We start from the raw sequence: 24,847 nt of genomic DNA, 5'->3' as shown, positions 1-24,847 counted from the left end.
CTCAGGCCTATTCTTATCACCAGAATCACTGCTCGGTAACACAGTCCACTGCGGCCCGCCCAATCAGGCCCGCCGCGGCCGCCGCCCCCACCGGGGACGTGCCGGCCCCCGAGCTGCACACTGTCCAGAAGACGGCGTGAGGTGAGCCGACGTCAAAAGCGTCGAGCCAGGACGAAGTTCTCTAGAAGGGAGGCCGACGGGTCTCCCTTTTTTCTTGCCCGCGATTTGACCTCGTTCGCTCAATAAATAAATGGCGTGACTGATAACCTGTTGCAGAACCCGGTGTGCCCCTTCCCGGTCTTAGCTACAAGCCCTACTTAATTACAGGGTCCGGCCCGCAGTGAGGAATTTCATGAAGTCGCGTATCTGGCGTCTGGCCAGTGTAGGTTTGCTGTGTGTGAGTGTCTGCGCCCAGGCGCTGGCCGATGAGCCGCAGAATCGCGGCCCCGAAGGTGGCGGTCGCGAGCGGGAGCATCAGGGCCACAACGAAGGCCGTGAAGGCAACAATCAGCCACGTCCACAAAACCAGCCGCAGCAGAATCAGCCGCGGCCGCAGAACAACGAGATCATTCGCGGCGACAACAGCCGCCAGTTCGAGCACAACGGTCAGCAGCACAACAATGGGCAGTGGCAGAACCACGACCAGAACCGTCCGGCCTACAACCCCAACCCGGTCCGCCAGCCACCACCGCCGCCACAACTGCCGGCCAACAGCCTGCCGATCCAGCCGCGCCCCGACACCGTGCGCCAGACCCAGGAGCCGCGTCAGGGCTACTACCGCGACGAGCGCCCGCAGAATGGCTACCACCAGAACTGGCAGACCGGCAACCGGCCCGATGACCGTCGCTGGCCGGGTCGCCCCGACGGGCATGGCAACGGTTGGGGCCCCGGCCCGCAATACCGGCCGGGCCATGTGATCGACCGTTTCCCGGATCGTGACTTCCGCGTTCCGTATCGTGGCCAGGATTATTTCTTCTCCGGCGGCTACTGGTATCGCCCGCAAGGTCCGCGATATGTCGTGGTTCAGCCGCCACGGGGGATCCGCATCCAGTACCTGCCGGATTACGCCCGCGAAGTGTGGATCGGCGGTTCGCTGTTGTTCCTGGCGGCAGGCTCGTATTACGCCTATCAGGAAGCGACCCAGGATTACGTGGTGGTCGAGCCGCCGGTGCAGCAACCGCCGCAACCGACCAACAACGGTTATGACGTGGAAGCCTATCCGGCCAACGGCCAGTCGCCGGAGCAGGTCCAGCAGGACGGCTACCAGTGCTATCAATACGCGGTGCAGCAAAGCGGTTTCGATCCGCGTACCGCGACCTACCAGCCCGCACCCGAAGTGGTGCAGGCCTACCGCCAGGCCCAGGGCAATTGCCTGAGCAGTCGCGGTTATCAGGTCAACTACTGAGCCCGGGCGGCTTTCACCACTTCCTGCGGGTCGGCGTGCACCAGCACTTCGGCCCGTGGGTAAGCGGCGTGGATCGCATCGGCGGCCTGATCGCTGATGCCGTGGGCGACTGACAGCGTCAGCTCCCCCGGTAATTCCAGGTGCAACTGCACGAACCAGTGATTGCCGGAAATCCGCGTGCGCAGATCGTGGGCGCCCAGCACACCCGGCACGCCGCACGCCAGTTCGAGCATGTGCTGACTGACATCCACCGGCAGCTCTTCATCCATCAACACGGAAAAACTCTCCCGGGCGATCTGGATCGCGCTCCAGAGGATGTACACGGCAATCCCCAGACCGAACCAGGCATCCAGTTGATGAAAGCCCAGACTTGCCAGGATCAGGGCGATCAGGATGCTGCCGTTGAGCAACATGTCCGAACGGTAATGCAGCGAGTCCGCGCGCACGGCGTTGGAGCCGGTCTGCTTGATCACCCGGTGCTGCAACATCAACAGTGCCGCCGTCAGCAGCAGCGAAAACACGATCACGCCGATGCTGATCCAGGGCGCGCCGAGCGGTTCCGGTTGCTGGATGCGCTCATAAGCCTGAAACGCGATCAGCACCGCACTGCCGCCAATGAACAGCGCCTGCGCCATGCCCGCCAGGGATTCGGCCTTGCCGTGGCCATAACGGTGATCGTCATCCGCCGGGCGCAGCGCGTAGTGCACCGCCAGCAGATTGAGCAACGAAGTGACGCCATCGAGGGCCGAGTCGGTGAGGCCGGCGAGCATGCTCACCGAACCGCTCAGCCACCAGGCGATGGCTTTGGCGATGATCAGCGTACAGGCCACCGCCACCGAGGCGCGGGTCGCCAGCCGCAGCAGGCGGGCATGTTCGGGGCTGGAGGTCATGGGTGCGTCGATTCCTTATGCGGCAGGTTGCAGGCCGAACATCGCCAGTTGCTGGGGGCTGCCCTTGTGCTGGATCAGGCGCGGGTCATCCAGCGGCAGGTTGCGGCCCAGTTCTGTTTCGAGAATAGCCTGCAACTTGAGGTTATCGACCTGGCCATCCGGGCCGACGGCTTGTTTGAGCTTGGCCGGATCGACCTGCGCCGTGTGGCCCGGTTCGAAATAGATCGCGCCGGTGGTGAAGTCCACGGCAAACGCGATTACGCCGGGAAGGATATAGAACAGCAGGCCCACGGCATCGAGCACGGCAATCGCCGGGTCGATCTTGCCGTCGATCTGGCCGCGCCGGTCGGGATAGAAAATCGAACCGCACGCGGTGATCTGAGTAAGCAGGGTGGCAACCAGTACACCGCCGATCAGGCGAAAAGGTAAGCGCATGGGAATCTCCTGAGTCATCTATTAACGAAGCGTCATCGTGTGAAGTTAAGACCCTGACGAACGCCTGGCAGTTCGCCGTTATACTCGCGGCTCTGTTTTGGAGCCAGTATGAATTCGTTGCCAATCGATGAAGTTTTACCCGCCCTGCGTGAAGCCCTCGCGACACGCCACGAAGCCGTGCTCGAAGCACCGCCCGGTGCCGGTAAAACCACCCGCGTGCCCTTGGCCCTGCTCAATGAAGCGTGGCTGAACGGGCAGACCATCCTCATGCTCGAGCCTCGCCGGCTGGCCGCGCGCGCAGCGGCGGAACGGCTGGCCAGCGAGCTGGGCGAGAAGGTCGGTGAAACCGTCGGTTATCGCATTCGCCTCGACAGCAAGGTCGGCCCCAACACACGCATCGAAGTGGTCACCGAAGGCATCCTTACCCGGCGTTTGCAGGACGACCCGGCGCTGGAAGGCGTGGGCCTGCTGATCTTCGACGAGTTTCACGAACGCAGTCTCGACGCCGATCTGGCGCTGGCCCTCAGTCTGAACGGTCGCGAACTGTTTCGAGCTGAACAACCGCTGAAGATTCTGCTGATGTCCGCCACCCTCGAAGGCGAACGTCTGGCCGGTTTGCTCGACGATGCGCCGATCCTGCGCAGCGAGGGCCGGATGTTCCCGGTGACGATGCGCTGGGGCCGGCCGTTCCAGCCCGGCGAATACATCGATCAGCGCGTCACGCAAACGGTGCTCGAAGCGCTGCACGATGAAACCGGCAGCCTGTTGGTGTTTCTGCCGGGGCAAGCGGAAATCCGCCGTGTGCATCAGCAACTGGCGGATGCCATCGGTGAGCGCAGCGACGTGTTGCTCTGCCCGTTGCACGGCGAACTCGACCTGAATGCTCAGCGCGCCGCCATCGACCCGGCCCCGGCAGGCCAGCGCAAAGTGGTGCTGGCCACCAACATCGCCGAGACCAGCCTGACCATCAACGGCGTGCGCGTGGTGATCGACGCGGGGCTGGCGCGGGTGCCGCGTTTCGATCCGGGCAGCGGCATGACCCGCCTCGACACTCAACGGATCTCCAAAGCCAGCGCCACCCAGCGCGCGGGCCGGGCCGGGCGTCTGGAACCGGGCGTGTGTTATCGCCTTTGGTCGCAGGATCAGCATGAACAACTCGCGGCCTATGGCAGTGCGGAAATCCTTTCGGCGGATCTTGCGGGCCTGGCCTTGCAACTCGGACGCTGGGGTGTGGCGCCGAGTGATCTGATCTGGCTGGACGTACCGCCGGCCGCCGCTTATGCACAGGCTCAGGATTTGTTGCAGCGTCTCGGTGCGCTGGACGGTGAAACCCTGAATCGCCACGGTCAGGCCATGGCCGAACTGCCAGCGCATCCGCGCATCGCTCATTTGCTGTTGCGCGGTCAGGCGTTGGGATTGGCGACCATGGCGTGCGATGTCGCCGCACTGCTCGGCGAGCGGGATATCTTGCGCGGCGCCGGGGCGGATCTGCACAGTCGTCTGGTGCTGCTGTCCGGCGAAGAGCGCGCGGCCCGGGGCGCTCAGGGCGGCGTGCAACGAGCCCGGCAACTGGCGCGGCAATATCGCGGCTACCTGCGCGGCAAGGCCAGCGAACCAGTTGCCGATCCGGATCACCCGCGCTGGCTCGGCGCCTTGCTGGCGCTGGCCTACCCGGATCGCGTCGCCCAGCAGCGGCGTGCCGGTGGTGCCGAATATCGTCTGGCCAATGGCCGAGCGGCGTTGTTCGCCGAAGCCGACAGCCTGATGAAAGAACCGTGGATCGTCATCGCCGACCTCGGCAGTCGTCAGGGTCAACGCGAGGAACGGATCTATCTGGCGGCGGATTTCGATCCCGCGCTGTTCGATTCGGTGCTGGCCGAACAGGTGCACAACGTCGATCAACTGGATTGGGACGAACGCGAAGGCGTGCTGCGTGCCGAGCGTCAGCGCAAGGTCGGCGAACTGATCCTCAGCCGCGAACCGCTGACCGGTCTCGACGAAAACGCCCGCAGTCAGGCACTGGTCAATCTGGTGCGGCGCAAAGGTCTGGAACTGCTGCCGTGGAACCCGGAACTGCGCCAGTGGCAGGCGCGAGTCGCGTTGTTGCGCCAGCTCGATCTGGACGCCAAGGGCGACAGCCAATGGCCGGATGTCAGCGACGCCACGCTGCTGAAAACCCTCGAAGACTGGCTGATGCCTTATCTGGGCAAGGTCTCGCGCCTCAGCCATTTCGCCAACCTCGACCTGTCGAACATCGTGCGTAATCTGCTGCCATGGCCGCTGCCGCAGCAACTCGACGAACAGGCACCGCACCACCTGAGCGTGCCGTCGGGCTCGTCGATTCGACTCGACTACAGCGAGCAACCACCGATTCTCGCCGTGCGTTTGCAGGAGTTGTTCGGCCTCGCCGACACACCGCGCATCGCCGGCGGCCGGCAAGTGGTCAAGCTGCACCTGCTGTCGCCCGCACGGCGGCCGGTGCAGGTGACGCAGGATCTGGCCAACTTCTGGCGCAGTACCTATGCCGAGGTGAAGAAGGATCTGAAGGGACGGTATCCGAAGCATTATTGGCCGGATGACCCGTTGGTGGCTGAAGCCACTGCCCGGGCTAAACCGCGAGGTACCTGATTTTTAGCGATTTGATTGGCAACCCGCCTGGTTATGCAAGGCGGGTTGCCTGGCCTCTCACCGTGTGTAGAAGCCGCTCCACCTAGTAGCAAATTCGCCCACAGAATGTGATTCCCGCTACCTTCTCTTCTTTGTTACCTGACATGCGCCAACTTGTGAATTTTCCCGCTGGCAAATCCGTACGCTTAACGACTTCCATATGAAGAGTACGAGCTTGAGGATCATTGCTTTCCAGCATGATTTCATCGTCTTTTATTAAAAAATGCTCATGTAGCAGGAAAAGCCCAAAACGGTTGGTATTCCCATGCCGTTCCAGCAATGCATGAAGCTCGCTAATGAAGGTTGTATCCTCCGGGCCAAGTGGTTTCGCCTCTGCGAAGGAAGGGGTGCTGGATTGGGTATCGTCATTCATGACATTTGACTCCCTACATTAATCAATGTGAGGACCGGTCAAATACATGGTCACAGGCTTACGTCGGCCATTGCAGTCCGGTTACATCAAGCCCCTTCTCAGGTTGGTGCGTCTACTGTCAGAAATAACAGGTAGGTCGATTTAGCGATCAGCGGTCGCTGATAGCGAACTTTTGATTTTGAGTTTTCAAGCATTCGCCTTCGCCGTCAGCTGTTCCCGACAATAATCGGCAAACAACTGCGCCGGTTTGGTCAGTTGCCCGCGCTTGAGCCACGCCGCCACCAGGCCTGAGCCGGTGACGTCTTCGACGATGTCGACGCACACGACTTTCTTGCCGTCGTAGGTGCATTCCGAGTGCGGGCGGGTGACCAGGATCGAGAAGCCGAAACCCTGGCCGACCATGCCGCGCACCATTTCGATCGACGGCGAGCTGAATTCGATGCGCGGCGATAGCCCGAGTTCTTCGAACAGGCTGACGAAGTAGGTGCGGCTCGGTTGCACGTCGAGCAGGATCATCGGCTCCAGACACAAGTCCCGCAGCGACACCTGCTTGAGCTGGGCGAAGCGGTGATCCGCCGGCAGCAGGGCGTATGGCCGTTGCGCCGGCATCAGCGGTTCGGTTTCGATGGTGGCGTCGAGGTCGTGCTTGTACAGGATCGCCAGGTCGAAGGTGCCCGAGGTCAGGCCTTGCACCAGTTCCTGTTGCTCGCCGTCGCGGATGCGGATCTTCACTCCGGGATACAGCGCCGAGAACCCTGCAATCAGTTGCGGCAAATACAGCGGCGCGACGGTTTCGAAACAGCCGATATCGATCTGCCCGGCCACCACGTCGTTGTCGGCGAGGGCGTTCTGTTCGAACTCCTTGGCCATGCGCAGCAGTTCCTGAGCCTTGCGGAAGAACCGCGCGCCGCTGGGCGTCAGGGACACGCCCTGAGCGTGATGGCGGATCAGCAATTGCACGCCGAAGCTGTCTTCCAGCCCCTTGATCGCCGTGGAGATCGCCGGTTGCGCGATGTACAGCTTGCGCGAGGCTTCGGCGACGCTGCCGCATTCGACGGTGGTGATGAAGTATTTCAACTGACGCAGGTTGTAAGCGGCCACGGTGAACCTCAAAGCGAACGGATTTCACATCCAAGCAATTTGTACGCCGCCGGCCTCCGTTCTGTCGGCGGTTTTTTTGTCCCTGAACAATAGCCCCATACGCGCGCGAGGGGGCCATCGGCTGGTTACCTTTTTTATTGTCTGCGAAGACATTTTTACTGGTTTTGGCTCGCGCCGGCCTGAGCGACTATCGACGGCAGCTGTTTATAAAAGAATAAAAGTCCAAGGAGCATCCACCGTGTTCGAACTTGCAGACTGGCAGCGCAAGGCCGCTGAATTGAGCTATCCGTACCAGGCCGTGATCGACGGCAAGCTGCGTGCGGCGCAGTCGGGGCAGACCTTTGCCGCGATCAACCCGGCCACCGGCCAGTTGCTGGCAAACGTCGCCGCGTGCGGTGAAGAGGATGTCGACGCGGCGGTGCGCAATGCGCGCGAAGTATTCGAGGCCGGCACCTGGGCCGGGCGTTCACCGACCGAGCGCAAGCAAGTCTTGCTGCGGCTGGCGGATCTGATCCTGACCCATCGCGAAGAACTGGCGCTGCTCGATTCGCTGAACATGGGCAAACCGGTGATGGACGCTTACAACATCGACGTGCCGGGCGCCGCCGGGGTGTTCCGCTGGTACGCCGAAAGCCTCGACAAACTCTACGATCAGGTCGCGCCGAGCGCCTCGAATGTGCTGGCAACCATCACCCGCGAGGCGCTGGGCGTGGTTGCCGCCGTGGTGCCGTGGAACTTCCCGCTGGACATGGCCGCGTGGAAACTCGCGCCGGCGCTGGCGGCGGGCAACTCGGTAATCCTCAAACCCGCCGAGCAATCACCGTTCTCCGCTTTGCGTCTGGCCGAGCTGGCGCTGGAGGCCGGGCTGCCGGCCGGTGTGCTGAACGTGCTGCCGGGGCTTGGTGAGCAGACCGGCAAAGCCTTGGGCCTGCACCCGGATGTCGATTGTCTGGTGTTCACCGGCTCGACCCAGGTCGGCAAATATTTCATGCAGTACTCCGCGCAATCGAACCTCAAACAGGTGTGGTTGGAGTGCGGTGGCAAGAGCGCCAATCTGGTGTTCGCCGACTGCAAGGATCTGGACCTGGCGGCGCAGAAAGCCGCGTTCGGGATCTTCTTCAATCAGGGCGAAGTCTGCTCGGCCAACTCGCGATTGCTGGTGGAGCGCTCGATTCATGATGAGTTCGTCGAGCGACTGAAGGCTCAGGCCCAGCGCTGGCAGCCGGGCGATCCGCTGGACCCGGCAAGTGCCGCCGGGGCGATAGTCGACACCCGTCAGACCGAGAGCGTCCTGCGCTTCATCCACCAGGCCGAACGCGAAGGCGCGACCCGCGTCTGCGGCGGGCGGCAACTGAGTTTCAACGGTTCGGAAAACTTCGTTCAGCCGACGATTTTCACCGACGTGCAGCCGCACATGACCCTGTTTCGCGAGGAAGTGTTCGGTCCGGTGCTGGCGGTGATTCCGTTCGATGACGAGGCCCACGCCTTGCAACTGGCCAACGACAGCGTCTACGGTCTGGCGGCGTCGCTGTGGACCGATGATCTGCACCGCGCCCATCGGGTGGCGCGGCAATTGCGAGCCGGTACGGTGTCGGTCAACAGCGTCGATGCGCTGGACGTGACCGTGCCGTTCGGCGGCGGCAAGCAATCCGGTTTCGGCCGCGATCTATCGCTGCACTCGTTCGACAAATACACCCAGTTGAAAACCACCTGGTTTCAACTGCGCTCATGACAGCCGCTCACAACAAGAAAGGAGATCCGGCGATGACCACCTCACGTGAAACCCGCGACTACCAGGCCGCCGATGCAGCGCACCACATTCATGCGTTCGTCGACCAGAAGGCCCTCAACGACGAAGGCCCACGGGTGATGGTGCGCGGTGACCGCCTGCATCTGTGGGACAACGACGGTCGGCGCTACCTCGACGGCATGTCCGGGCTGTGGTGCACCAACCTCGGTTACGGGCGCAAGGATCTGAACGCCGCCGCGAGCCGGCAGCTGGAGCAGTTGCCGTACTACAACATGTTTTTCCACACCACCCACCCGCAGGTGATCGAGCTGTCCGAACTGCTGTTCAGCCTGCTGCCGGGGCACTACAGCCACGCGATCTACACCAACTCCGGTTCCGAGGCCAACGAGGTGCTGATCCGTACCGTGCGCCGTTACTGGCAGGTGCTGGGCAAGCCCGAGAAGAAAATCATGATCGGCCGCTGGAACGGCTATCACGGTTCGACCCTGGCGGCGACGGCCCTCGGCGGCATGAAGTTCATGCACGAAATGGGCGGGATGATTCCCGACATCGCGCACATCGACGAGCCGTACTTCTTCGCCCACGAAGGCAACCTGACCCCGGCTGAATTTGGCTTGCGGGCGGCGCAGCAACTGGAAGCGAAGATCCTCGAACTGGGCGCGGACAAGGTCGCAGGTTTCATCGCCGAACCGTTCCAGGGCGCGGGCGGGATGATCTTCCCGCCGGAAAGCTACTGGCCAGAAATCCAGCGTATTTGCCGCAAGTACGACGTGCTGTTGTGCGCCGATGAAGTGATCGGCGGCTTCGGTCGTACCGGCGAATGGTTCGCTCACGAATACTTCGGTTTCGAGCCGGACACCTTGTCCATCGCCAAGGGGCTGACCTCCGGTTACATCCCGATGGGCGGCCTGATCCTGTCGAAGAAAATGGCCGACGTGCTGGTGGAGCAGGGCGGTGTGTTCGCTCACGGCCTGACCTATTCCGGGCACCCGGTGGCGGCGGCGGTGGCGATTGCCAACCTCAAGGCCCTGCGTGATGAAGGCGTGGTGACGCGGGTCAAGGATGACATCGGGCCGTACCTGCAACAGTGCCTGCGCGAGGTGTTCGGCAATCACCCGTTGGTGGGTGATATTCAGGGCACCGGAATGGTCGCGGCGTTGCAACTGGCCGAAGACAAGGCCACGCGCAAGCGCTTCGCCAACGAGAACGACATCGCCTGGCGCTGCCGCACGATCGGTTTTGAGGAGGGGGTGATCATTCGCTCGACACTTGGGCGGATGATCATGGCGCCGGCGTTGATTGCCAGCCGTGAAGAGATTGACGAACTGGTGGGCAAGACCCTGAAAGCGGTTGATCGTACGGCGCAGGAATACGGCCGGCTCTGAGGTATTCGTAGGGCTCAAGGCCCCCTTCGCGGGCAAGCCCGCTCCCACAGTGGACCGGCGTCGTACACAAAATTTGTGAGCGATACTGGGCCCTGTGGGAGCGAGCTTGCTCGCGATTGTGTCAGTCGATTCACCACTGTTTTTACTGTCTTGCACCCCCTCCGTGCACCCCCGCCCGACGCGCCCTTTCGCGGTGCGCACTACCCAGTTTTTTCATCGTTCGCGTCTAACTATTTCCTCGTTTTCCTGACGCCGGGCCTGGGTCAACATCGATTTCGCCAGCCAAGGCATTGCCCGCCAGAGTCCGACAGAGACCGCAGTGTGCAATCGCGACACCACGGCTGGCCGTACTGCCCATGACAACTAAATCAACAGCGTTGGGAGTGCTCCATGAACAAGTCCTTGTTTACCCGTCTTGCTTGTCCTCTGGCGATTTCCGCCCTTTCAGTCACCGCCGCCCAGGCCGGCACCTTGTCGATCGGCCACACCACGTGGGTCGGTTACGGCACCCTGTATCTGGCCCAGGATCTGGGCTACTTCAAGGAAAACGGCCTGACCGTCGAATTGCCGGTGGTCGAGGAAGCCTCGATGTACATGGCCGCCCAGGCGTCCGGGCAATTGTCCGGCTCGGCCTCGACCATCGACGAAGTGCTCAAGTACCGCCCGCAGTTCTGCTTCAAGGCCGTGGCCGCGCTGGATGACAGCCATGGTGGCGACGGTGTGCTGGTCGGCAAAAACGTGAAGAGCCTGCAAGAGCTGAAGGGCCAGGCGGTGGCCGTCAACGAAGGGTCGACCTCGCAGTTCTGGCTCTCGTATCTGCTGAAAAAGAACGGCATGCGCATGAGTGACATCACCGTGCAGAACATGACTGCCGACGATGCCGCCACCGCGTTCATCGCCGGTCGTGTGCCGGCCGCCGTGACCTGGGAACCGCATCTGTCGATGGTGCGCGACAAGCAGCAGGGCAAGGTGCTGATCGACAGCAGCAGTACGCCGGGCGTGATCGTCGATGTGGTGGCGCTCAACTGCACGGTGATCGAGAAGCAGCCGGAAGACGTCAAGGCGCTGGTCGCCGGTCTCTACAAAGCGGTGCAGTACACCAAGGACCATCCACAGAAAGCCTACGAAATCATGGCCAAGGGCGTCGGCGGTTACCTGTCCGATCCGAAGGAACTGGCCGCCGCCGCGCAAGGCGTGCGTTTCTACGATCAGGCCATGAGCGAAAAGCTGCTGGGCAAACCCGGCGCGCCGGGTGACAGCGCACCGCTGATCAAACTGGCCAACGAAACCGCCAGCGAATTGCAGGGCAAGCCCTACAACGTCAGCAACGACGACCTGGTGGATAACCGTTTCGTCAGCCCGCTCTAGGAGATTGGTCATGTTCAAGCGCAATTCATGGCTGAGCCGCTGCATCACGCCGAAGACCGGATTGCCGGTGCCGGTGGTGTGGAGCGCCAGCGGTCTGGCCTGGGTGCTGCTGGTCGGCCTGTGGGCCGGGTTGTCCTACGGCGGCATCGTGCCGGGGATGTTCCTGCCGACGCCCGGCGCGGTGGTCGAAGCCGCCGTGCGCCTGAGCCGCGACGGCACCCTCGGCCAGCATGTCTGGGCCAGTGTCGAAGTGGTGATGGTCGGCTTCATCGTGTCGTCGCTGGTGGCGGTGCCGCTGGGCTTGCTGATGGGCAGCTTCCGCATCGTCCAGGCGTTCCTCGAGCCGATGGTCAATTTCATCCGCTACCTGCCGGTGACCTCGTTCGTGCCGCTGTTCATCCTGTGGATCGGCATCGGTCTGGAGCAACGGGTATCGGTGATCATTTTCGGCGTGTTCTTCCAGCAACTGGTGATGGTCGCAGACGTGTCCAAAGGCATTTCCAAGGACTTGATCAACGCTTCCTACACCCTCGGCTCCAACCGGCGTGACGCGGTGCTGCACGTGATCGCCCCGGCATCGTTGCCCGGCGTGCTCGACACCCTGCGGGTGACCATGGGCTGGGCCTGGACCTATCTGGTGGTCGCCGAACTGGTCGCCGCTTCCAGTGGCCTCGGTTACTTGAGCCTCAAGGCCATGCGTGGTTTTCAGGTCGACGTGATTTTTCTCGCCATCGCGATCATCGGCCTGCTGGGCCTGGTCACCGATCAACTGTTCCGCTTCTTGCGTTTGAGGATTGCCGCATGGGCTCAGTAACCGCTGCCAACCGTCGTTTCATCGAGCCGGTCGCTGCACCGGCACACGCCGCGCCAAGGTTGCAGGTGGACAAGGTCAGCCTGCGTTACACCAAGCCCGGCGGCGGTACATTCACCGCGCTGGAAGAAGTGTCGTTCGAAGTGCCGGATCAGCAATTTGCAGTGCTGGTCGGGCCGTCGGGCTGCGGCAAGTCGAGCCTGCTGTATCTCACCGCCGGCCTTGCCGAGCCGACGTCCGGCGAGATCTACGTCGGCGGCCAGCAAGTGCAAGGCCCCGGCGCGGATCGCGGAATGGTGTTCCAGAGCTACACGCTGTTCCCGTGGCTGACGGTGCGGCAGAACGTCGAGTTCGGTCTCAAGCGTCGGGGCATGCCGGCGGCCAAGCGCAAGGAGATCGTCGATCACTACGTCCACGAAGTCGGCTTGTCAGGCTTTGCCGACAACTACGCCAAGCAGCTGTCCGGCGGCATGATGCAGCGGGTGGCGATTGCCCGGGCGCTGGCCAATGACCCGCAGATCCTGCTGATGGACGAACCCTTCGGCGCCCTCGACAGCCAGACCCGCCTGCAAATGCAGCAGCTGTTGCTGCGGGTGTGGGGCAACAGCAAGAAGACTGTGTTGTTCGTCACTCACGACATCGACGAGGCGATCCTGCTCGGCGACCGGGTGTACGTGATGGGCGCCAGGCCTGGGCGGATCAAGCAGATTCTCGATGTGCCGATCGAACGCCCACGCACCCTGGATATGGTGATGGAACGCTCGTTCATCGACATGAAGCGGCAGATCTTCGGGCTGTTGCACGACGATCTTGAAGAGGCTCACTGAAATCAGTTGGGTGGCAGGAGGAACTTCGCAATCACCGGCAAATGATCGGAAATGCGCAAGGTATCGTCCTGCCGCACCGTGGCTTCGATCCGTTTGATCTTCGGGCTGTAGAACAGGTAATCGACCGTGCGGTCCGGGCCGTTGAGGCCGGGGTCGTTGGGATAGTGGGTCAGCCACTTGGCGCGGTCGATGCCGCTGGCTTCGTTGTTGGTCGGGATCATCGGGTACTTGTCCCACAGCAGGTGCAGCGCACTGTCCACGGAGTAGGGCGTGCGCTGTTCGACTGGCAGGCGCCGGTACTGGCCGAGCGGCAACAGGTTGAAGTCACCCCCGATCAGCCACGGCGTGCCGTGGCTTTCGTGTTTGTCGAGCACCTTGGCCACCGCCGTCACCTGCGCCTGCAAGGTTTCGTCCGGTTGCACGGCACGATCCAGATGGGTGTTGAACACCACCAGTTGTCCGCCATCGCTGAACGGCAGGGTGGTGGCGAGCAGGGCGTTTTTCGGCTGGAACTGGCGGCTGATGATATTCAGCGGCTGCACCGGCAATTGCAGGCGTTCGGCGTGTTCGATACGGAAGCGGCTGAGGGTCGCGAGTTGTCGGCCGACGCTGCCGAAGATATGCGGATCAGGCACGAAATCGGCCTTCCAGTCGAAGGCGTGGGCGCTGCACGGGTAGAGGTCGGAGAGGCGTTCCTGCAACAGCTTGAGCTGGTTCTGATAGTCGCTGGCCTTGGCGCCGTCATCCAGTTCCTGGATCAGCACCACATCGGGCTGCTCGTCGCGGATCACCCGGGCCACTTCGTCGAGGCTGAAGGCCATGTCTTCCGGAGTCGGGGCTTCGTCGTCGCCTTGCGCCAGGTCATTCCAGAACACGTAACGCTTGCCGGCCAGATATTGCACGTTCCAGGTCATGACCTTCAGCGCCTGGCCGGGCACCAGCGTCGGCGGTTGTCCGGTGCAACTGACCGGCAGGGTTTCCCGGGCGTCGGGGCGCCAGGTCAGGCTGAAAATCATCACGCCGATCAGGGCGACGGCCAGCAGCACGCAGAGCAGGATGTAGCGCAGTAGACGGGTCATGGCTCGGCTTATAGCGATACGGAAGTGGTCCCGAGCATATACGAGACCCCCGCATCACCCAAGCGCAGAGCGGTCAGACTATTCCGTCACGTTTGTCGGGTAATTCGCTGATCAACATGAACAGGCGGAACAGCACCACGCTGGTGAACAGCTGCAGGAAGCTGTGGCCACTGTCGATCAATATGGCGATCAACGGATTCTGCGGATCGGGGTAGACCTGCAGGGTCAGGCCCTTGAGCAGCCACAACGGCCCCATCACACAGAGGATGCAGACCAGAATCCGCAGGAAATGCCCACGGCTCAGGCGCAGACTTTCTTTCATGGCCTGCAACGGGCCGTAGCCGCGCAGCACCAGCAGGTATTCACCGAAGGCCAGGGTGACCATCAGCCACAGGCCTGGCAGGAAATACAGGGACAGACCGAGCAGGATCAACAGCGTGTTGAGCGCGGTGAGCACGGCGAAACGCGGCCACAGGCGCGCCGCCATCGCCAGCAAGTCGAGGGTTTGCGGGGATTCGCCACGGGTGCGGGCGTCGAGAAACAGGATCAGCGCGGCGGTGTACAGCGGGTAGACCAGCAGGCCGACGATCACGCTGATGGCCGAATAACCGTCCGGGTCGCTTGTGTGATCGACCACCTGTTGCAACGCGGCTTCGAAGATCACCAGCGGCAGGCACAGCTGGACGATCCGCGCCAGATTGCGTTTAAAGAAATACAGCGAGTCACGCAGCACATCGAAGGCATTCATCAGTCGGTATCGCAGGTCAAAAACAGTGGCTCACTTTAACCGATGATGTGCTGCGGGGCGCAAACGTAAACGTTCGGTAAAGACCATTGAAACATTCTGTCGCTGCCTCCATTACGTAGGTGCGCCTCCTCCACTGTGGACGAGGGCAACGTTATCCCCGGCAATCTACGAGGTCGCCATGAACAGCGAAGAGCAAACCCTGATCGATGGACTGTTTTCCCGGCTGCAACAGGCCGAAACGGAGGCAGCCCCGCGTGACGCCCTGGCTGAAGCGCGGATCAAGGAACACCTGACGCGCCAGCCGGCCGCAGGCTATTTCATGACCCAGGCGATTCTGGTGCAGGAGGCCGCGATCAAGAGCCTCGACGAGCAGAACAAACAACTGACTCAACAGGTCCAGCAACTGCAAGCCGAACTGCAATCGGCCAAGGCGCAAAGCGCAGCCCCGGCGTCGAGTGGCGGCGGTTTCCTGTCGAGCATCTTCGGTGGCAGCAGCCCGCGTCCGGCCCCGACCCAGAGCGCCCCGGCGTCCACCGGCGGCTGGCGCGAACCGGCTCCGCAGCAGAACTTCGGTGCTCCCGCGCCACAACAGAACTTCGGCGCACCACCTCCCGGTTATGGCCAGCAACCAGCAGCCCCGGCGGCGGGCAGCAGCTTCCTCGGCGGCGCCCTGAAAACCGCAGCCGGTGTGGCCGGTGGCGTGATGCTGGCACAAGGCATCAGCAGCCTGTTCCATCAAAACCAGCAGCCGCAGGAAATCGTTGAGGTGATCAAGGAAGAGCCGGCCCAGGTCAACGACCAGGGCAACAACGGTTGGGGCGATGACCAGCGCATGGCCAACAACGATTCCTGGGGCAACAACCAGGGTGGCTTCAGCGACACCGACTACAGCGATGACAACTCATCGTTCTTCGATGACGACGATTCCTTCGTCTGATTCACCATTCGTCCGGGGCGCCTGAGCGCCCCGGGCCGATTATTCGCGGAACCTTCCTTCGGGCTGGCATACTGAGCGCCTTTTTCGGGCCTGGTGCCTGATCCGGCTCATGCGCGTCAGCGCTCACAGGAACTCCGGTGAAAAAAATCGCAGTGTTCGCCGATGTGCAGAACCTCTACTACACCGTCCGCCAGGCCTACGGTTGCCACTTCAACTACGCGGCGCTGTGGGCGGATGTCAGCCAGCACGGGCAGATCGTCGAGGCCTACGCCTATGCGATCGACCGGGGCGACAGCAAACAGCAGCAGTTCCAGCAGATCCTGCGCAACCTCGGTTTCATCGTGAAACTCAAACCCTACATCCAGCGCAGCGACGGCTCGGCCAAGGGCGACTGGGACGTGGGCATCACCCTCGACATCATGGACGCCGCCGACCACGTCGACGAAATCGTCCTGGCCTCCGGTGATGGCGACTTTGACATGCTGCTCGAACGCATCATCAACAAACACGGCGTGCAAGCGGTGGCCTACGGCGTTCCCGGCCTGACCGCCAACTCGCTGATCCGCGCCGCCAGCCGTTATGTGCCGATCGAAGGCGCGCTGCTGTTGAAAAATTGAGCGCAAGCTCAAGTATTGATTTGAACGGAGTTGAACCCGGTTTGGAACGCATTGCAGTCATCGACTTTGAAACCACCGGCATCTCGCCGAGCAGCAGCTGCCGGGCCACGGAAATCGCCGTGGTCATGCTGGAAAACGGCCGCATCGTCGAGCGTTACCAGAGTCTGATGAATGCCGGCGTCCGCGTCCCGGCCTTCATCGAACAACTCACCGGCATCAGCAACGCCATGCTGCGCACCGCGCCTTCGGCCGAACAGGTGATGAACGAAGTCAACGAATTCGTCGGCTGCACACCCCTGCTGGCGCACAACGCCGCATTCGACCAGAAGTTCTGGGACTTCGAACTGGGCCGGATCAAACGCACCCGATTGCAGAACTTTGCCTGCTCGCTGTTGTTGGCCCGGCGCTTGATGCCTGCTGCGCCGAATCACAAGCTCGGCACGCTCACGACCTTCGCCCAATTGCCGCATACCGGCCAGGCGCACAGGGCGATGGCGGATGCGGAGATGGCGGCGAACCTGATGGCGCATCTGGCGGATGAGTTGCGGCACAAGCATGGGGTGCGGGAGCTATCGCACGATTTGCTGTGCAAACTGCAGAAAGTTCCGGCTGCCAAGGTCGGCGAACACCTTCAGCGTTATCGCTGAATACGCGTGAATGATCGTTCCCATGCTCCGCGTGGGAATGCCTCAAGGGACGCTCCGCGTTCCAGCTCTCGAATGGGACGCAGAGCGTCCCGGGCTGCATTCCCACGCAGAGCGTGGGAACAATCGGGACGGGAAGTTTATTTGCCGTTGCCTTCGATATGCCCCAACGGCACCCGCTTCTCTATCGCACTCGACAACACGATCGACGTCTTGCTGAACCCGAATTTCGCCACCCGGTTGATCAGCTCTTCCAGCTCGGTCATCGAGCCGACGGCGGCCTTCATGATCACGCACGGATCACCCGTCACTCGAAAGCACTCGGTCAGTTGCGGAATTTTCACCAGTTCGTCGTAGACCTTTTGGCTGCCGTTCTGGTGGAGGCGCAATTCGATCACGCACTGGATCGGCAAGCCGATTTTCGACAGGTCGATGTTCGCCTGATACCCGGTGATGACTCCGGCCGCCTCCAGTTTGGCCACGCGCTCGGCGACGGCGGGGGCGGAGAGGTTCACTTTGCGGGCGAGGTCGGCGTAGGACGCGCGACCGTTTTCGAGCAGGGCGCCGAGCAACATGCGGTCGTATTTGTCCAAGGTCGGACTCCTGAAAATGCCAGACTTTCGAAATCGCGGTTTCGGCCGTCGATCTCCGTGTTTTCAAAAGTGTACCGGCGCTATAAACAGGTTTTGTAACTTATTTTTAGCGGTTGGCCTTTCTAGAATAAGCCATCCCCTGAGTCTGACTTTCGAGCTGCCCATGTCTGCCTTGCGCCGTTTTTCCTTGCCGTTGATCGCTGCGTTTTTTGCGTTGTACGTGATTTGGGGATCGACCTATCTGGTGATCCGCATCGGCGTCGAATACTGGCCGCCGCTGATGCTCGGCGGTGTGCGCTTCGTGATCGCCGGCACGTTGATGTACGCGTTCCTGCGCTGGCGCGGGGCACCGGCGCCAACCTGGGCGCAGTGGAAAGCGGCGGGGATCATCGGGATTCTGTTGCTCAGTTTCGGTAACGGCGCGGTGACCCTGGCCGAGCACAGTGGCGTGGCGTCGGGTGTTGCCGCGTTGGCAGTGGCAACGGTGCCGCTGTTCACTTTGCTCTGCGGTTATTTCTGGGGTGCGCGTAATACGCGCCTGGAATGGGCCGGGGTGGCGATGGGGATTATCGGCATCGCGATGCTCAACATGGGTTCCAACCTGCAATCGAGCCCGCTGGGCGCGGCGTTGCTGATTTTCGCGGCGGCGAGCTGGGCGTTTGGTTCGGTGTGGAGCAAACACTTGCCGCTGCCTCAAGGCGCAATGGCCAGTGCCGTGGAAATGCTGGTGGGCGGCGTAGTGCTGCTGATCGGCAGCGCGGCCAGCGGTGAACACCTGCAAGCCATGCCGCCGCTGGAAGGCTGGCTGGCGCTGGCGTACCTGATCTTCTTCGGCTCGATCATCGCCTTCAACGCTTACATGTATCTGTTGAAAAACGTTCGTCCGGCGGCGGCTACCAGTTATGCCTATGTGAACCCGGCGGTGGCGGTGTTGCTGGGGATCGTGTTTGTCGGCGAGACCATCGGCATCGAAGAGGCGCTGGCGATGCTGGTGATCATCGGCGCGGTGGTGCTGATCGGTCTGCCACAGTGGCGCCGCCCTCGGCAGCCGCCGGTGGTCAGCGAGCCTGCCGCCGCAACGACGGCCATTCCGACGGAGCAGCGTGCGAATTAGGGTAAACTGCGCGCCATTGCACACTTGCCCTGATTTTTCCTACGGTACTCCCATGACTTTCGCCACCCTTGGCCTGATCGAACCCTTGCTGCGCTCCCTCGAGAAGCTCGGCTACCAGACCCCGACGCCGGTGCAGGCGCAGGCCATTCCGGCCGTGCTGGCCGGTCGCGACCTGATGGCCGCGGCCCAGACCGGCACTGGCAAGACCGCCGGTTTTGCCTTGCCGCTGCTGCAACTGCTGGCAATGGAAGGGCCGAAAGTCACCGCCAACTCGGTGCGTGCGCTGATCCTGGTGCCGACCCGCGAGTTGGCCGAGCAAGTCCACGAAGCCGTGCGCCAGTACGCCGAAAACCTGCCACTGCGCACTTATGCGGTGTACGGCGGCGTCAGCATCAATCCGCAAATGATGAAGCTGCGCGGCGGCGTCGATCTGTTGGTCGCCACTCCGGGCCGTCTGCTCGACCTGTTCCGCCAGAACGCGCTGAAGTTCAATCAGTTGCAAACTCTGGTGCTGGACGAAGCCGACCGCATGCTCGACCTGGGCTTTTCCGAAGAGCTGGCGAACATTTACCGCGCGCTGCCGAAGAAACGTCAGACGCTGCTGTTCTCCGCGACCTTCTCCGATGACATCCGCCTGCTGGCCGGGCAGATGCTCAACGACCCGCAGAGCATCGAAGTCAGCCCGCGCAACGTGGCCGCCAACACCGTCAAGCAGTGGGTGGTGACGGTGGACAAGAAGCGCAAGCCGGAACTGTTCGTGCACCTGATGCGCAAGAACAAGTGGAAGCAGGTGCTGGTGTTCGCCAAGACCCGTAATGGTGTGGATGCGCTGGTCGAGAAGCTCCAGGGTCTGGGCGTGAACGCCGACGGCATCCACGGCGACAAGCCGCAAGCGACCCGTCAGCGCGCGCTGGACCGTTTCAAACTGAGCGAAGTGCAGATTCTGGTGGCCACCGATGTGGCGGCCCGTGGTCTGGATATCGAAGACCTGCCATTGGTGGTCAACTTCGACCTGCCGATCGTGGCCGAGGATTACATTCACCGTATCGGCCGGACTGGCCGCGCGGGTTCGACCGGTGAAGCGATTTCGCTGGTGTGCGCCGATGAAGTGAACATGTTGTCGGCGATTGAAATGCTGACCCGCAGCACGTTGAAGCGTGAGGTTGAGCCGGACTTCGTACCGGAGCACCGCGTGCCGGATACCGATGCCAGTGGCCAGGTGATCAAGAAGCCGAAGAAACCTAAGAAGCCGAAGGTTTCCGGTGGCGGCGGTGGCAAGCGCAATCTGGGCAAGTGGGTGGACAGTGGCGATACGCCGGCGCCGGAGGTGGCGATCAAGCCTGTGCGCAAGGTGCCGGTGTTCAATACCGGGCCGCGCAAGCGTAAGCCTTAAGCGTCAGATCGGATCGTTCCCGCGCAATGCGGGAACGATCAGTTGCGCTGTTTCAACCAGTCCAGCATTCCAGCTCCCGCCGCCCGGCCACTGGCAAAACATGCCGTCAGCAGATACCCCCCAGTCGGCGCCTCCCAATCCAGCATCTCCCCCGCACAAAACACCCCCGGCAATGCCTTGAGCATCATCCGCTCATCCATCGCCTCGAACGTCACCCCACCGGCACTGCTGATCGCTTCATCCAGCGGACGGGTTTTCACCAGCGTCAGCGGCAAGGCCTTGATCGCCCGGGCCAGCAATGCCGGATCGGCAAACGTTGCGGCATCAGTGAGCTCTCGCAACAGCGCCGCCTTCACCCCATCTATGCCGACCTGACTGTGCAGATGCTTGGCCATCGAGCGCGAACCCCGGGGTTTGCTCAACGCTGCCTGCAATTTATCCACAGGCCGGCCGGGGAGCAGGTCGATGTGAATGGTCGCGGCACCGTGCACATTGATCGCTTCGCGAATCGGCGCCGACAGGGCGTAGATCAGACTGCCTTCGATCCCGGTCGCGGTAATCACGCATTCACCCAGACGCGGAACATCGTCGTTCAGACCGATCGCAATATTTTTCAGCGGCGCGCCGGCGAATTTGCTGACCATCACTTCGCTCCAGGCCTGCACCTCGAAGCCGCAATTGCTTGGCTGCAACGGCGCCAGTCCTACGCCGCGTTGCTCCAATGGCAGCATCCACGCGCCGTCGGAACCCAGCCGCGACCAACTGCCGCCACCGAGGGCGAGCAGGGTGGCGTCGGGACTCAGGGTTTTCTCGCCTTCCGGGCTGTCGATGCGCAGCGCGCCGTTTTCATCCCAGCCGAGCCAGCGATGGCGGGTGTGGATAACCACGCCGCTGTCGCGCAGGCGCTTGAGCCAGGCGCGCAGCAACGGCGCGGCTTTCATGTCGGTGGGGAATACCCGGCCGGAGCTGCCGATGAAGGTTTCGATGCCCAGGTCGTGAATCCAGCGGCACAGTGCGTCGGCGTCGAACGCGCGCAGCAGCGGGGCGATGTTCGGGGCGCGTTCGGCGTAGCGCGAGAGGAAGGCCGGCCAGGCTTCGGAATGGGTGATGTTCATGCCACCAACCCCGGCCAGCAGGAACTTGCGGCCCACCGAGGGCATGCCGTCGTACAGATCGACGCGGACTCCGGCCTGGCTCAGCACTTCGGCAGCCATCAGGCCGGCGGGGCCACCGCCGATGATGGCGACGTGAGCGGGAAGGGCGGTGGAAGTCTGGGTCATGGCGTGCGCTGCGGTCTGGCGAAATATGGCGCGCATTCTAACAGTGGAGATCCATTGTGGGAGCGAGCCTGCTCGCGATGCGGGGCATCAGTCGCCATCGATTCCGGATGATAGGCCCTCATCGCGAGCAGGCTCGCTCCCACAGAAGCTTGTGGTGGCTCAAATCGCTGATCAAAAAACAACCAGCGCGCTGCAGGCCATGTTCAGCGTGGGCTGTAGTCCCTTTCGCTCAGGTTATCCACAGGCCGTTCCACAGCCATTGTGGGTAACGCAGCACAACTCAATGACAACCGGATGACTGCCAGACGCGCTGCGCACTGTGATGCAGGATGCCGTGGCGGCGGGCGAGGGCCTGGCGATCCTTGCTGTAGCCACCGCCGATCACGCCGACCACCGGGATATCGCGGCCCAGGCAATGGCGCATGACGCTTTCATCGCGGGCGGCAACGCCGTCGTCGGTCAGTTGCAGATAACCGAGGGCGTCGTCCTTGTGCACATCGACGCCGGCGTCGTACAGCACCAGATCCGGCTGATACAGCGGCAGCAGGTAGTTAAGCGCGTCATCGACGACTTTCAGGTAATCGGCGTCGCCCATACCGTTGGGCAGTGGAATGTCCCAGTCGCTTTCGGCCTTGCGTGCAGGAAAGTTCTTTTCGCAGTGCAGGGAAACGGTGATCGCTTCCGGGGTGTTGTGCAGAATCCGTGCGGTGCCGTCGCCCTGATGCACGTCGCAATCGAAGATCAGCACCCGATTCACCCGGCCGCTTTGCAGCAGGTAGTGGCTGATGATCGCCAGGTCATTGAAGATGCAGAAGCCGGCGGGGTAGTCGTAATGGGCGTGATGGGTGCCACCGGCCAGGTGGCAGGCCAGACCGTGCTCCAGCGCTTTTTCCGCTGCCAGAATCGAACCGCCGACCGCCCGCACCGTGCGCCGGGCCAGGGCTTCGTTCCACGGCAGACCCAGACGCCGCTGGTCTTCGCGGGACAGTTCGCCGCTCATGTAGCGTTCGATATAGCTGCGGTCATGGGCCAGGGCGAGGATGTCGGCAGGGCACAGCTCAGGGCGCAGCAGGTCTTCATCGCGTGTCAGGCCGCTGTCCACCAGGTGATCGCGCAGCAGGCGGAACTTGTCCATGGGAAAGCGGTGATCCGCCGGAAACTCGGGGCTGTAGTCTTCGTGGTAGATCAACGGCAATGGCATGGCGGACTATTCATAAAGGCTGTGGGAAAGAGTGCAAAGCCTACCAGCGATGTAGACTGGCGGCATGGAAACGGAGGGGCACGATGGAGCCGATACTGCAGCTGGAAAGCGCGCGACTGCTGATGCGTCAGTGGCAGGACGCGGATTTGCCGGCATTTGCGGCGATGTGCGCCGATCCGCAGGTGATGCGCTATTTTCCCGGGCTGTTGAGCCGGCTGGAAAGTGCCGCAATGATCGGTCGTGTGCGCGGTCATTTTGCCGAACACGGCTTCGGCCTGTGGGCGCTGGAGCGCAAGGACACCGGCGAATTCATCGGTTTTACCGGGCTCGGCGTGGTCGGTTTCGAGGCGCCGTTCACTCCGGCGGTGGAAATCGGCTGGCGTCTGGCGAAGGAGCACTGGGGCCTGGGATATGCCAGCGAGGCGGCGTGGACCGCGCTGCGTTGCGGCTTTGATCGGTTGGCCTTGAAAGAGATCGTGTCCTTCACTGCGCAGAGCAATCTGCCGTCGGAAAAAGTCATGCAGGCCATCGGCATGCATCACGACCCGGCCCATGATTTCGATCACCCGAAACTGGCTGTCGATCACCCGTTGCGTCGACATCTGTTGTACCGAATCACCAGGGAGCAATGGCTGCAGACCCTGCATGGCTAAGCCGACACGGACGTTTACAATGGCGCGATCATGGCTCGCGCCAGAACCTGAATTGGCCGCCGCAGCCAAGACTGCGCGGCATAGCGTTGTGTGAGGAGAGTCTGAATGAGCCAAGTGTTGGAAGATCTGGTGGATCTGCTGACCCTCGAACCGATCGAGGAAAACCTGTTCCGTGGTCGCAGTCAGGATCTGGGCTTTCGCCAGTTGTTCGGCGGCCAGGTGCTCGGCCAGTCGCTGTCGGCGGCCAGTCAGACCGTTGAAGAGACGCGTCATGTGCATTCGATGCACGGTTATTTCCTGCGTCCGGGCGATGCCAAGTTGCCGGTGGTCTACTCGGTTGACCGCGTGCGTGACGGCGGCAGTTTCAGCACCCGCCGCGTGACCGCGATCCAGAAGGGCCACCCGATTTTCACCTGCAGCGCTTCGTTCCAGTACGACGAAGAAGGCTTCGAGCACCAGAGCCCGATGCCGCAAGTGGTCGGCCCGGAAAACCTGCCGTCGGAGCTGGAACTGACCCAGCAACGCGCGCACCTGATCCCGGAGCACATGCGCGAAAAGCTGCTGTGCCCGAAGCCGATCGAAGTGCGCCCGGTCACTGAAAAAGACCCGTACAACCCGCAACCGGCGGATCCGGTCAAGTACGTGTGGTTCCGCGCCGACGGCGCATTGGCCGACATCCCGGCGCTGCACAAATACCTGCTGGCCTACGCCTCGGACTTCGGTCTGCTGACTACGTCGATGCTGCCCCACGGCAAATCGGTCTGGCAGAAAGACATGCAGGTCGCCAGCCTCGACCACGCCTTGTGGTTCCACAATGACCTGCGCGCCGACGACTGGTTGCTCTACGCCATGGACAGCCCGTGGGCCGGCAACTCTCGCGGTTTCTCCCGTGGCAGCGTGTTCAACCGCGCCGGGCAACTGGTGGCGTCGGTGACTCAGGAAGGCCTGATCCGTCATCGCAAGGACTGGGCATGAGTCTGGCGGAGGTGCGGCACTGGGTGTTCGACATGGACGGCACCCTGACCGTCGCCGTGCATGATTTCGCGGCGATTCGTGTGGCGCTGGCGATCCCGCCGGAGGACGACATCCTCACGCACCTCGCGGCGTTGCCCGCCGAAGAAGCGGCGGCGAAACACGCTTGGCTGCTGGAGCATGAGCGGGATCTGGCGCTCGGCTCGACCCCGGCGGTGGGCGCGGTGGAGCTGGTGCGCGACCTGCATGCGCGCGGTTATCGCCTCGGCATCCTGACCCGCAATGCGCGGGAGCTGGCCCATGTGACGCTGGAGGCCATCGGCCTGGCGGACTGCTTTGCGGTGGACGATGTGCTGGGACGCGATGAAGCACCGCCGAAACCGCATCCGGGTGGCCTGCTGAAACTGGCGGAAGCCTGGCAGGTGCCGGCGAGCGAGTTGGTGATGGTCGGCGATTACCGCTTCGACCTCGATTGCGGTCGGGCCGCCGGGGCGCACACGGTGCTGGTGAACCTGCCGGATAATCCTTGGCCCGAGCTGACCGACTGGCATGCGAAGGATTGTGTGGAGTTGCGGCGAATGTTGTTCGCTTGAAAAAAAACGGG

Annotated in this window: 24 protein-coding genes; 15 read left to right on the top strand and 9 right to left on the bottom strand. The window is 62.4% G+C overall.

What is annotated here, in order from left to right:
• Positions 1-352 precede the first annotated feature (352 nt).
• The gene (locus tag AC07NR_RS26540) at positions 353-1,405 is read left to right on the top strand and encodes a DUF6515 family protein (RefSeq protein WP_248740496.1); all 1,053 of its coding nucleotides are present in this window, start codon (positions 353-355) and stop codon (positions 1,403-1,405) included.
• Here the strand turns inward: AC07NR_RS26540 and AC07NR_RS26535 are convergent.
• The gene (locus tag AC07NR_RS26535) at positions 1,399-2,295 is read right to left on the bottom strand and encodes a cation diffusion facilitator family transporter (protein ID WP_495079809.1); all 897 of its coding nucleotides are present in this window, start codon (positions 2,293-2,295) and stop codon (positions 1,399-1,401) included. The genes AC07NR_RS26540 and AC07NR_RS26535 overlap by 7 nt on opposite strands.
• Before the next feature lie 15 nt (positions 2,296-2,310).
• Positions 2,311-2,730 carry a periplasmic Zn2+ metallochaperone PmcY gene (pmcY, locus tag AC07NR_RS26530; RefSeq protein WP_495079808.1) on the bottom strand — a complete coding sequence of 140 codons (420 nt, stop codon included), beginning with the start codon at positions 2,728-2,730 and terminating at the stop codon, positions 2,311-2,313.
• 108 nt (positions 2,731-2,838) lie between these two features.
• On the opposite strand from pmcY, the gene hrpB reads away from it, so the two are divergent.
• A complete protein-coding gene (hrpB, locus tag AC07NR_RS26525) occupies positions 2,839-5,358 on the top strand; it encodes an ATP-dependent helicase HrpB (RefSeq protein ID WP_495079807.1) in 2,520 nt (839 codons plus the stop codon).
• Positions 5,359-5,440: 82 nt separating this feature from the next.
• Here the strand turns inward: hrpB and AC07NR_RS26520 are convergent, their stop codons facing one another.
• Together AC07NR_RS26520 and AC07NR_RS26515 are read right to left on the bottom strand one after the other, a co-directional pair.
• A complete protein-coding gene (locus AC07NR_RS26520; protein WP_495079806.1) occupies positions 5,441-5,770 on the bottom strand; it encodes a hypothetical protein in 330 nt (109 codons plus the stop codon).
• Between the two features lie 186 nt (positions 5,771-5,956).
• Positions 5,957-6,871: a LysR family transcriptional regulator gene (locus AC07NR_RS26515; protein ID WP_085612568.1), complete on the bottom strand. Its 915-nt coding sequence runs from the start codon at positions 6,869-6,871 to the stop codon at positions 5,957-5,959.
• 238 nt (positions 6,872-7,109) lie between these two features.
• On the opposite strand from AC07NR_RS26515, the gene AC07NR_RS26510 reads away from it, so the two are divergent.
• The 5 genes from AC07NR_RS26510 (at position 7,110) to AC07NR_RS26490 (ending at position 13,012) form a co-directional block, all read left to right on the top strand.
• Positions 7,110-8,603, top strand: a complete 1,494-nt coding sequence (locus AC07NR_RS26510; RefSeq protein ID WP_495079805.1) for an aldehyde dehydrogenase — start codon at positions 7,110-7,112, stop codon at positions 8,601-8,603.
• Positions 8,604-8,635: 32 nt separating this feature from the next.
• Positions 8,636-10,006 (top strand): aspartate aminotransferase family protein, encoded by a 1,371-nt coding sequence (locus AC07NR_RS26505; RefSeq protein ID WP_064382156.1) that lies wholly within the window; start codon positions 8,636-8,638, stop codon positions 10,004-10,006.
• Between the two features lie 390 nt (positions 10,007-10,396).
• Positions 10,397-11,374: an ABC transporter substrate-binding protein gene (locus AC07NR_RS26500; RefSeq protein WP_495079804.1), complete on the top strand. Its 978-nt coding sequence runs from the start codon at positions 10,397-10,399 to the stop codon at positions 11,372-11,374.
• Positions 11,375-11,384: 10 nt separating this feature from the next.
• Positions 11,385-12,188, top strand: coding sequence for an ABC transporter permease (locus tag AC07NR_RS26495; RefSeq protein ID WP_119430100.1), 804 nt, complete (start codon positions 11,385-11,387; stop codon positions 12,186-12,188).
• The gene (locus tag AC07NR_RS26490; RefSeq protein ID WP_114885705.1) at positions 12,176-13,012 is read left to right on the top strand and encodes an ABC transporter ATP-binding protein; all 837 of its coding nucleotides are present in this window, start codon (positions 12,176-12,178) and stop codon (positions 13,010-13,012) included. Before AC07NR_RS26495 ends, AC07NR_RS26490 begins: the two co-directional genes overlap by 13 nt.
• Before the next feature lie 2 nt (positions 13,013-13,014).
• On the opposite strand, the gene AC07NR_RS26485 is transcribed toward AC07NR_RS26490, so the two are convergent.
• On the bottom strand, positions 13,015-14,091 hold the full coding sequence (locus AC07NR_RS26485; RefSeq protein WP_495079803.1) for an endonuclease/exonuclease/phosphatase family protein: 1,077 nt from the start codon (positions 14,089-14,091) through the stop codon (positions 13,015-13,017).
• Between the two features lie 73 nt (positions 14,092-14,164).
• Positions 14,165-14,839: a YciC family protein gene (locus AC07NR_RS26480; protein WP_248740488.1), complete on the bottom strand. Its 675-nt coding sequence runs from the start codon at positions 14,837-14,839 to the stop codon at positions 14,165-14,167.
• Between the two features lie 178 nt (positions 14,840-15,017).
• Between AC07NR_RS26480 and AC07NR_RS26475 the strand changes: the two genes are divergently transcribed.
• The 3 genes from AC07NR_RS26475 to AC07NR_RS26465 all read left to right on the top strand — a co-directional run bounded on the left by AC07NR_RS26475 (position 15,018) and on the right by AC07NR_RS26465 (position 17,040).
• Positions 15,018-15,776 (top strand): DUF2076 domain-containing protein, encoded by a 759-nt coding sequence (locus AC07NR_RS26475; protein ID WP_495079802.1) that lies wholly within the window; start codon positions 15,018-15,020, stop codon positions 15,774-15,776.
• Positions 15,777-15,913: 137 nt separating this feature from the next.
• On the top strand, positions 15,914-16,393 hold the full coding sequence (locus AC07NR_RS26470) for a LabA-like NYN domain-containing protein (RefSeq protein WP_495079801.1): 480 nt from the start codon (positions 15,914-15,916) through the stop codon (positions 16,391-16,393).
• 41 nt (positions 16,394-16,434) lie between these two features.
• Positions 16,435-17,040 carry a 3'-5' exonuclease gene (locus AC07NR_RS26465; RefSeq protein ID WP_085655028.1) on the top strand — a complete coding sequence of 202 codons (606 nt, stop codon included), beginning with the start codon at positions 16,435-16,437 and terminating at the stop codon, positions 17,038-17,040.
• A gap of 137 nt (positions 17,041-17,177) precedes the next feature.
• On the opposite strand, the gene AC07NR_RS26460 is transcribed toward AC07NR_RS26465, so the two are convergent.
• Positions 17,178-17,630, bottom strand: coding sequence for an Lrp/AsnC family transcriptional regulator (locus tag AC07NR_RS26460; RefSeq protein WP_240867087.1), 453 nt, complete (start codon positions 17,628-17,630; stop codon positions 17,178-17,180).
• 163 nt (positions 17,631-17,793) lie between these two features.
• On the opposite strand from AC07NR_RS26460, the gene yedA reads away from it, so the two are divergent.
• On the top strand, positions 17,794-18,744 hold the full coding sequence (gene yedA, locus AC07NR_RS26455) for a drug/metabolite exporter YedA (RefSeq protein WP_408987322.1): 951 nt from the start codon (positions 17,794-17,796) through the stop codon (positions 18,742-18,744).
• 52 nt (positions 18,745-18,796) lie between these two features.
• A complete protein-coding gene (rhlE1, locus tag AC07NR_RS26450; protein WP_085712245.1) occupies positions 18,797-20,137 on the top strand; it encodes an RNA helicase RhlE1 in 1,341 nt (446 codons plus the stop codon).
• A 38-nt stretch (positions 20,138-20,175) separates the two neighbouring features.
• Here the strand turns inward: rhlE1 and AC07NR_RS26445 are convergent, their stop codons facing one another.
• Both AC07NR_RS26445 and AC07NR_RS26440 read right to left on the bottom strand, forming a co-directional pair.
• The gene (locus AC07NR_RS26445; protein WP_495079800.1) at positions 20,176-21,417 is read right to left on the bottom strand and encodes a TIGR03862 family flavoprotein; all 1,242 of its coding nucleotides are present in this window, start codon (positions 21,415-21,417) and stop codon (positions 20,176-20,178) included.
• 280 nt (positions 21,418-21,697) lie between these two features.
• Positions 21,698-22,618 carry a histone deacetylase family protein gene (locus AC07NR_RS26440; RefSeq protein WP_495079799.1) on the bottom strand — a complete coding sequence of 307 codons (921 nt, stop codon included), beginning with the start codon at positions 22,616-22,618 and terminating at the stop codon, positions 21,698-21,700.
• A gap of 83 nt (positions 22,619-22,701) precedes the next feature.
• Here AC07NR_RS26440 and AC07NR_RS26435 point away from each other — a divergent pair, with 83 nt between their 5' ends.
• From AC07NR_RS26435 to AC07NR_RS26425, 3 genes are all read left to right on the top strand, one after another.
• Positions 22,702-23,271: a GNAT family N-acetyltransferase gene (locus AC07NR_RS26435; RefSeq protein WP_085712242.1), complete on the top strand. Its 570-nt coding sequence runs from the start codon at positions 22,702-22,704 to the stop codon at positions 23,269-23,271.
• Between the two features lie 105 nt (positions 23,272-23,376).
• Positions 23,377-24,246, top strand: a complete 870-nt coding sequence (gene tesB / locus AC07NR_RS26430) for an acyl-CoA thioesterase II (RefSeq protein ID WP_495079798.1) — start codon at positions 23,377-23,379, stop codon at positions 24,244-24,246.
• Positions 24,243-24,836: an HAD family hydrolase gene (locus tag AC07NR_RS26425; protein WP_495079797.1), complete on the top strand. Its 594-nt coding sequence runs from the start codon at positions 24,243-24,245 to the stop codon at positions 24,834-24,836. Before tesB ends, AC07NR_RS26425 begins: the two co-directional genes overlap by 4 nt.
• The last annotated feature ends 11 nt before the right edge of the window (positions 24,837-24,847 follow it).

The organism is Pseudomonas sp. GW821-FHT09C09 (genome assembly GCF_059418105.1).
The sequence above is the reverse complement of the archived record's forward strand: the minus strand, read 5'-3'. Positions and strand labels throughout refer to the sequence as shown.

What these genes read in the sequence shown, in the direction of transcription:
- AC07NR_RS26540 (WP_248740496.1), top strand. Translation starts at nt 353, where the DNA reads ATGAAGTCGCGTATCTGGCGTCTGGCCAGTGTAGGTTTGCTGTGTGTG.
- AC07NR_RS26535 (WP_495079809.1), bottom strand. Translation starts at nt 2,295, where the DNA reads ATGACCTCCAGCCCCGAACATGCCCGCCTGCTGCGGCTGGCGACCCGC.
- pmcY (WP_495079808.1), bottom strand. Translation starts at nt 2,730, where the DNA reads ATGCGCTTACCTTTTCGCCTGATCGGCGGTGTACTGGTTGCCACCCTG.
- hrpB (WP_495079807.1), top strand. Translation starts at nt 2,839, where the DNA reads ATGAATTCGTTGCCAATCGATGAAGTTTTACCCGCCCTGCGTGAAGCC.
- AC07NR_RS26520 (WP_495079806.1), bottom strand. Translation starts at nt 5,770, where the DNA reads ATGAATGACGATACCCAATCCAGCACCCCTTCCTTCGCAGAGGCGAAA.
- AC07NR_RS26505 (WP_064382156.1), top strand. Translation starts at nt 8,636, where the DNA reads ATGACCACCTCACGTGAAACCCGCGACTACCAGGCCGCCGATGCAGCG.
- AC07NR_RS26500 (WP_495079804.1), top strand. Translation starts at nt 10,397, where the DNA reads ATGAACAAGTCCTTGTTTACCCGTCTTGCTTGTCCTCTGGCGATTTCC.
- AC07NR_RS26495 (WP_119430100.1), top strand. Translation starts at nt 11,385, where the DNA reads ATGTTCAAGCGCAATTCATGGCTGAGCCGCTGCATCACGCCGAAGACC.
- AC07NR_RS26490 (WP_114885705.1), top strand. Translation starts at nt 12,176, where the DNA reads ATGGGCTCAGTAACCGCTGCCAACCGTCGTTTCATCGAGCCGGTCGCT.
- AC07NR_RS26485 (WP_495079803.1), bottom strand. Translation starts at nt 14,091, where the DNA reads ATGACCCGTCTACTGCGCTACATCCTGCTCTGCGTGCTGCTGGCCGTC.
- AC07NR_RS26480 (WP_248740488.1), bottom strand. Translation starts at nt 14,839, where the DNA reads ATGAATGCCTTCGATGTGCTGCGTGACTCGCTGTATTTCTTTAAACGC.
- AC07NR_RS26475 (WP_495079802.1), top strand. Translation starts at nt 15,018, where the DNA reads ATGAACAGCGAAGAGCAAACCCTGATCGATGGACTGTTTTCCCGGCTG.
- yedA (WP_408987322.1), top strand. Translation starts at nt 17,794, where the DNA reads ATGTCTGCCTTGCGCCGTTTTTCCTTGCCGTTGATCGCTGCGTTTTTT.
- rhlE1 (WP_085712245.1), top strand. Translation starts at nt 18,797, where the DNA reads ATGACTTTCGCCACCCTTGGCCTGATCGAACCCTTGCTGCGCTCCCTC.
- AC07NR_RS26445 (WP_495079800.1), bottom strand. Translation starts at nt 21,417, where the DNA reads ATGACCCAGACTTCCACCGCCCTTCCCGCTCACGTCGCCATCATCGGC.
- AC07NR_RS26440 (WP_495079799.1), bottom strand. Translation starts at nt 22,618, where the DNA reads ATGCCATTGCCGTTGATCTACCACGAAGACTACAGCCCCGAGTTTCCG.
- AC07NR_RS26435 (WP_085712242.1), top strand. Translation starts at nt 22,702, where the DNA reads ATGGAGCCGATACTGCAGCTGGAAAGCGCGCGACTGCTGATGCGTCAG.
- tesB (WP_495079798.1), top strand. Translation starts at nt 23,377, where the DNA reads ATGAGCCAAGTGTTGGAAGATCTGGTGGATCTGCTGACCCTCGAACCG.
- AC07NR_RS26425 (WP_495079797.1), top strand. Translation starts at nt 24,243, where the DNA reads ATGAGTCTGGCGGAGGTGCGGCACTGGGTGTTCGACATGGACGGCACC.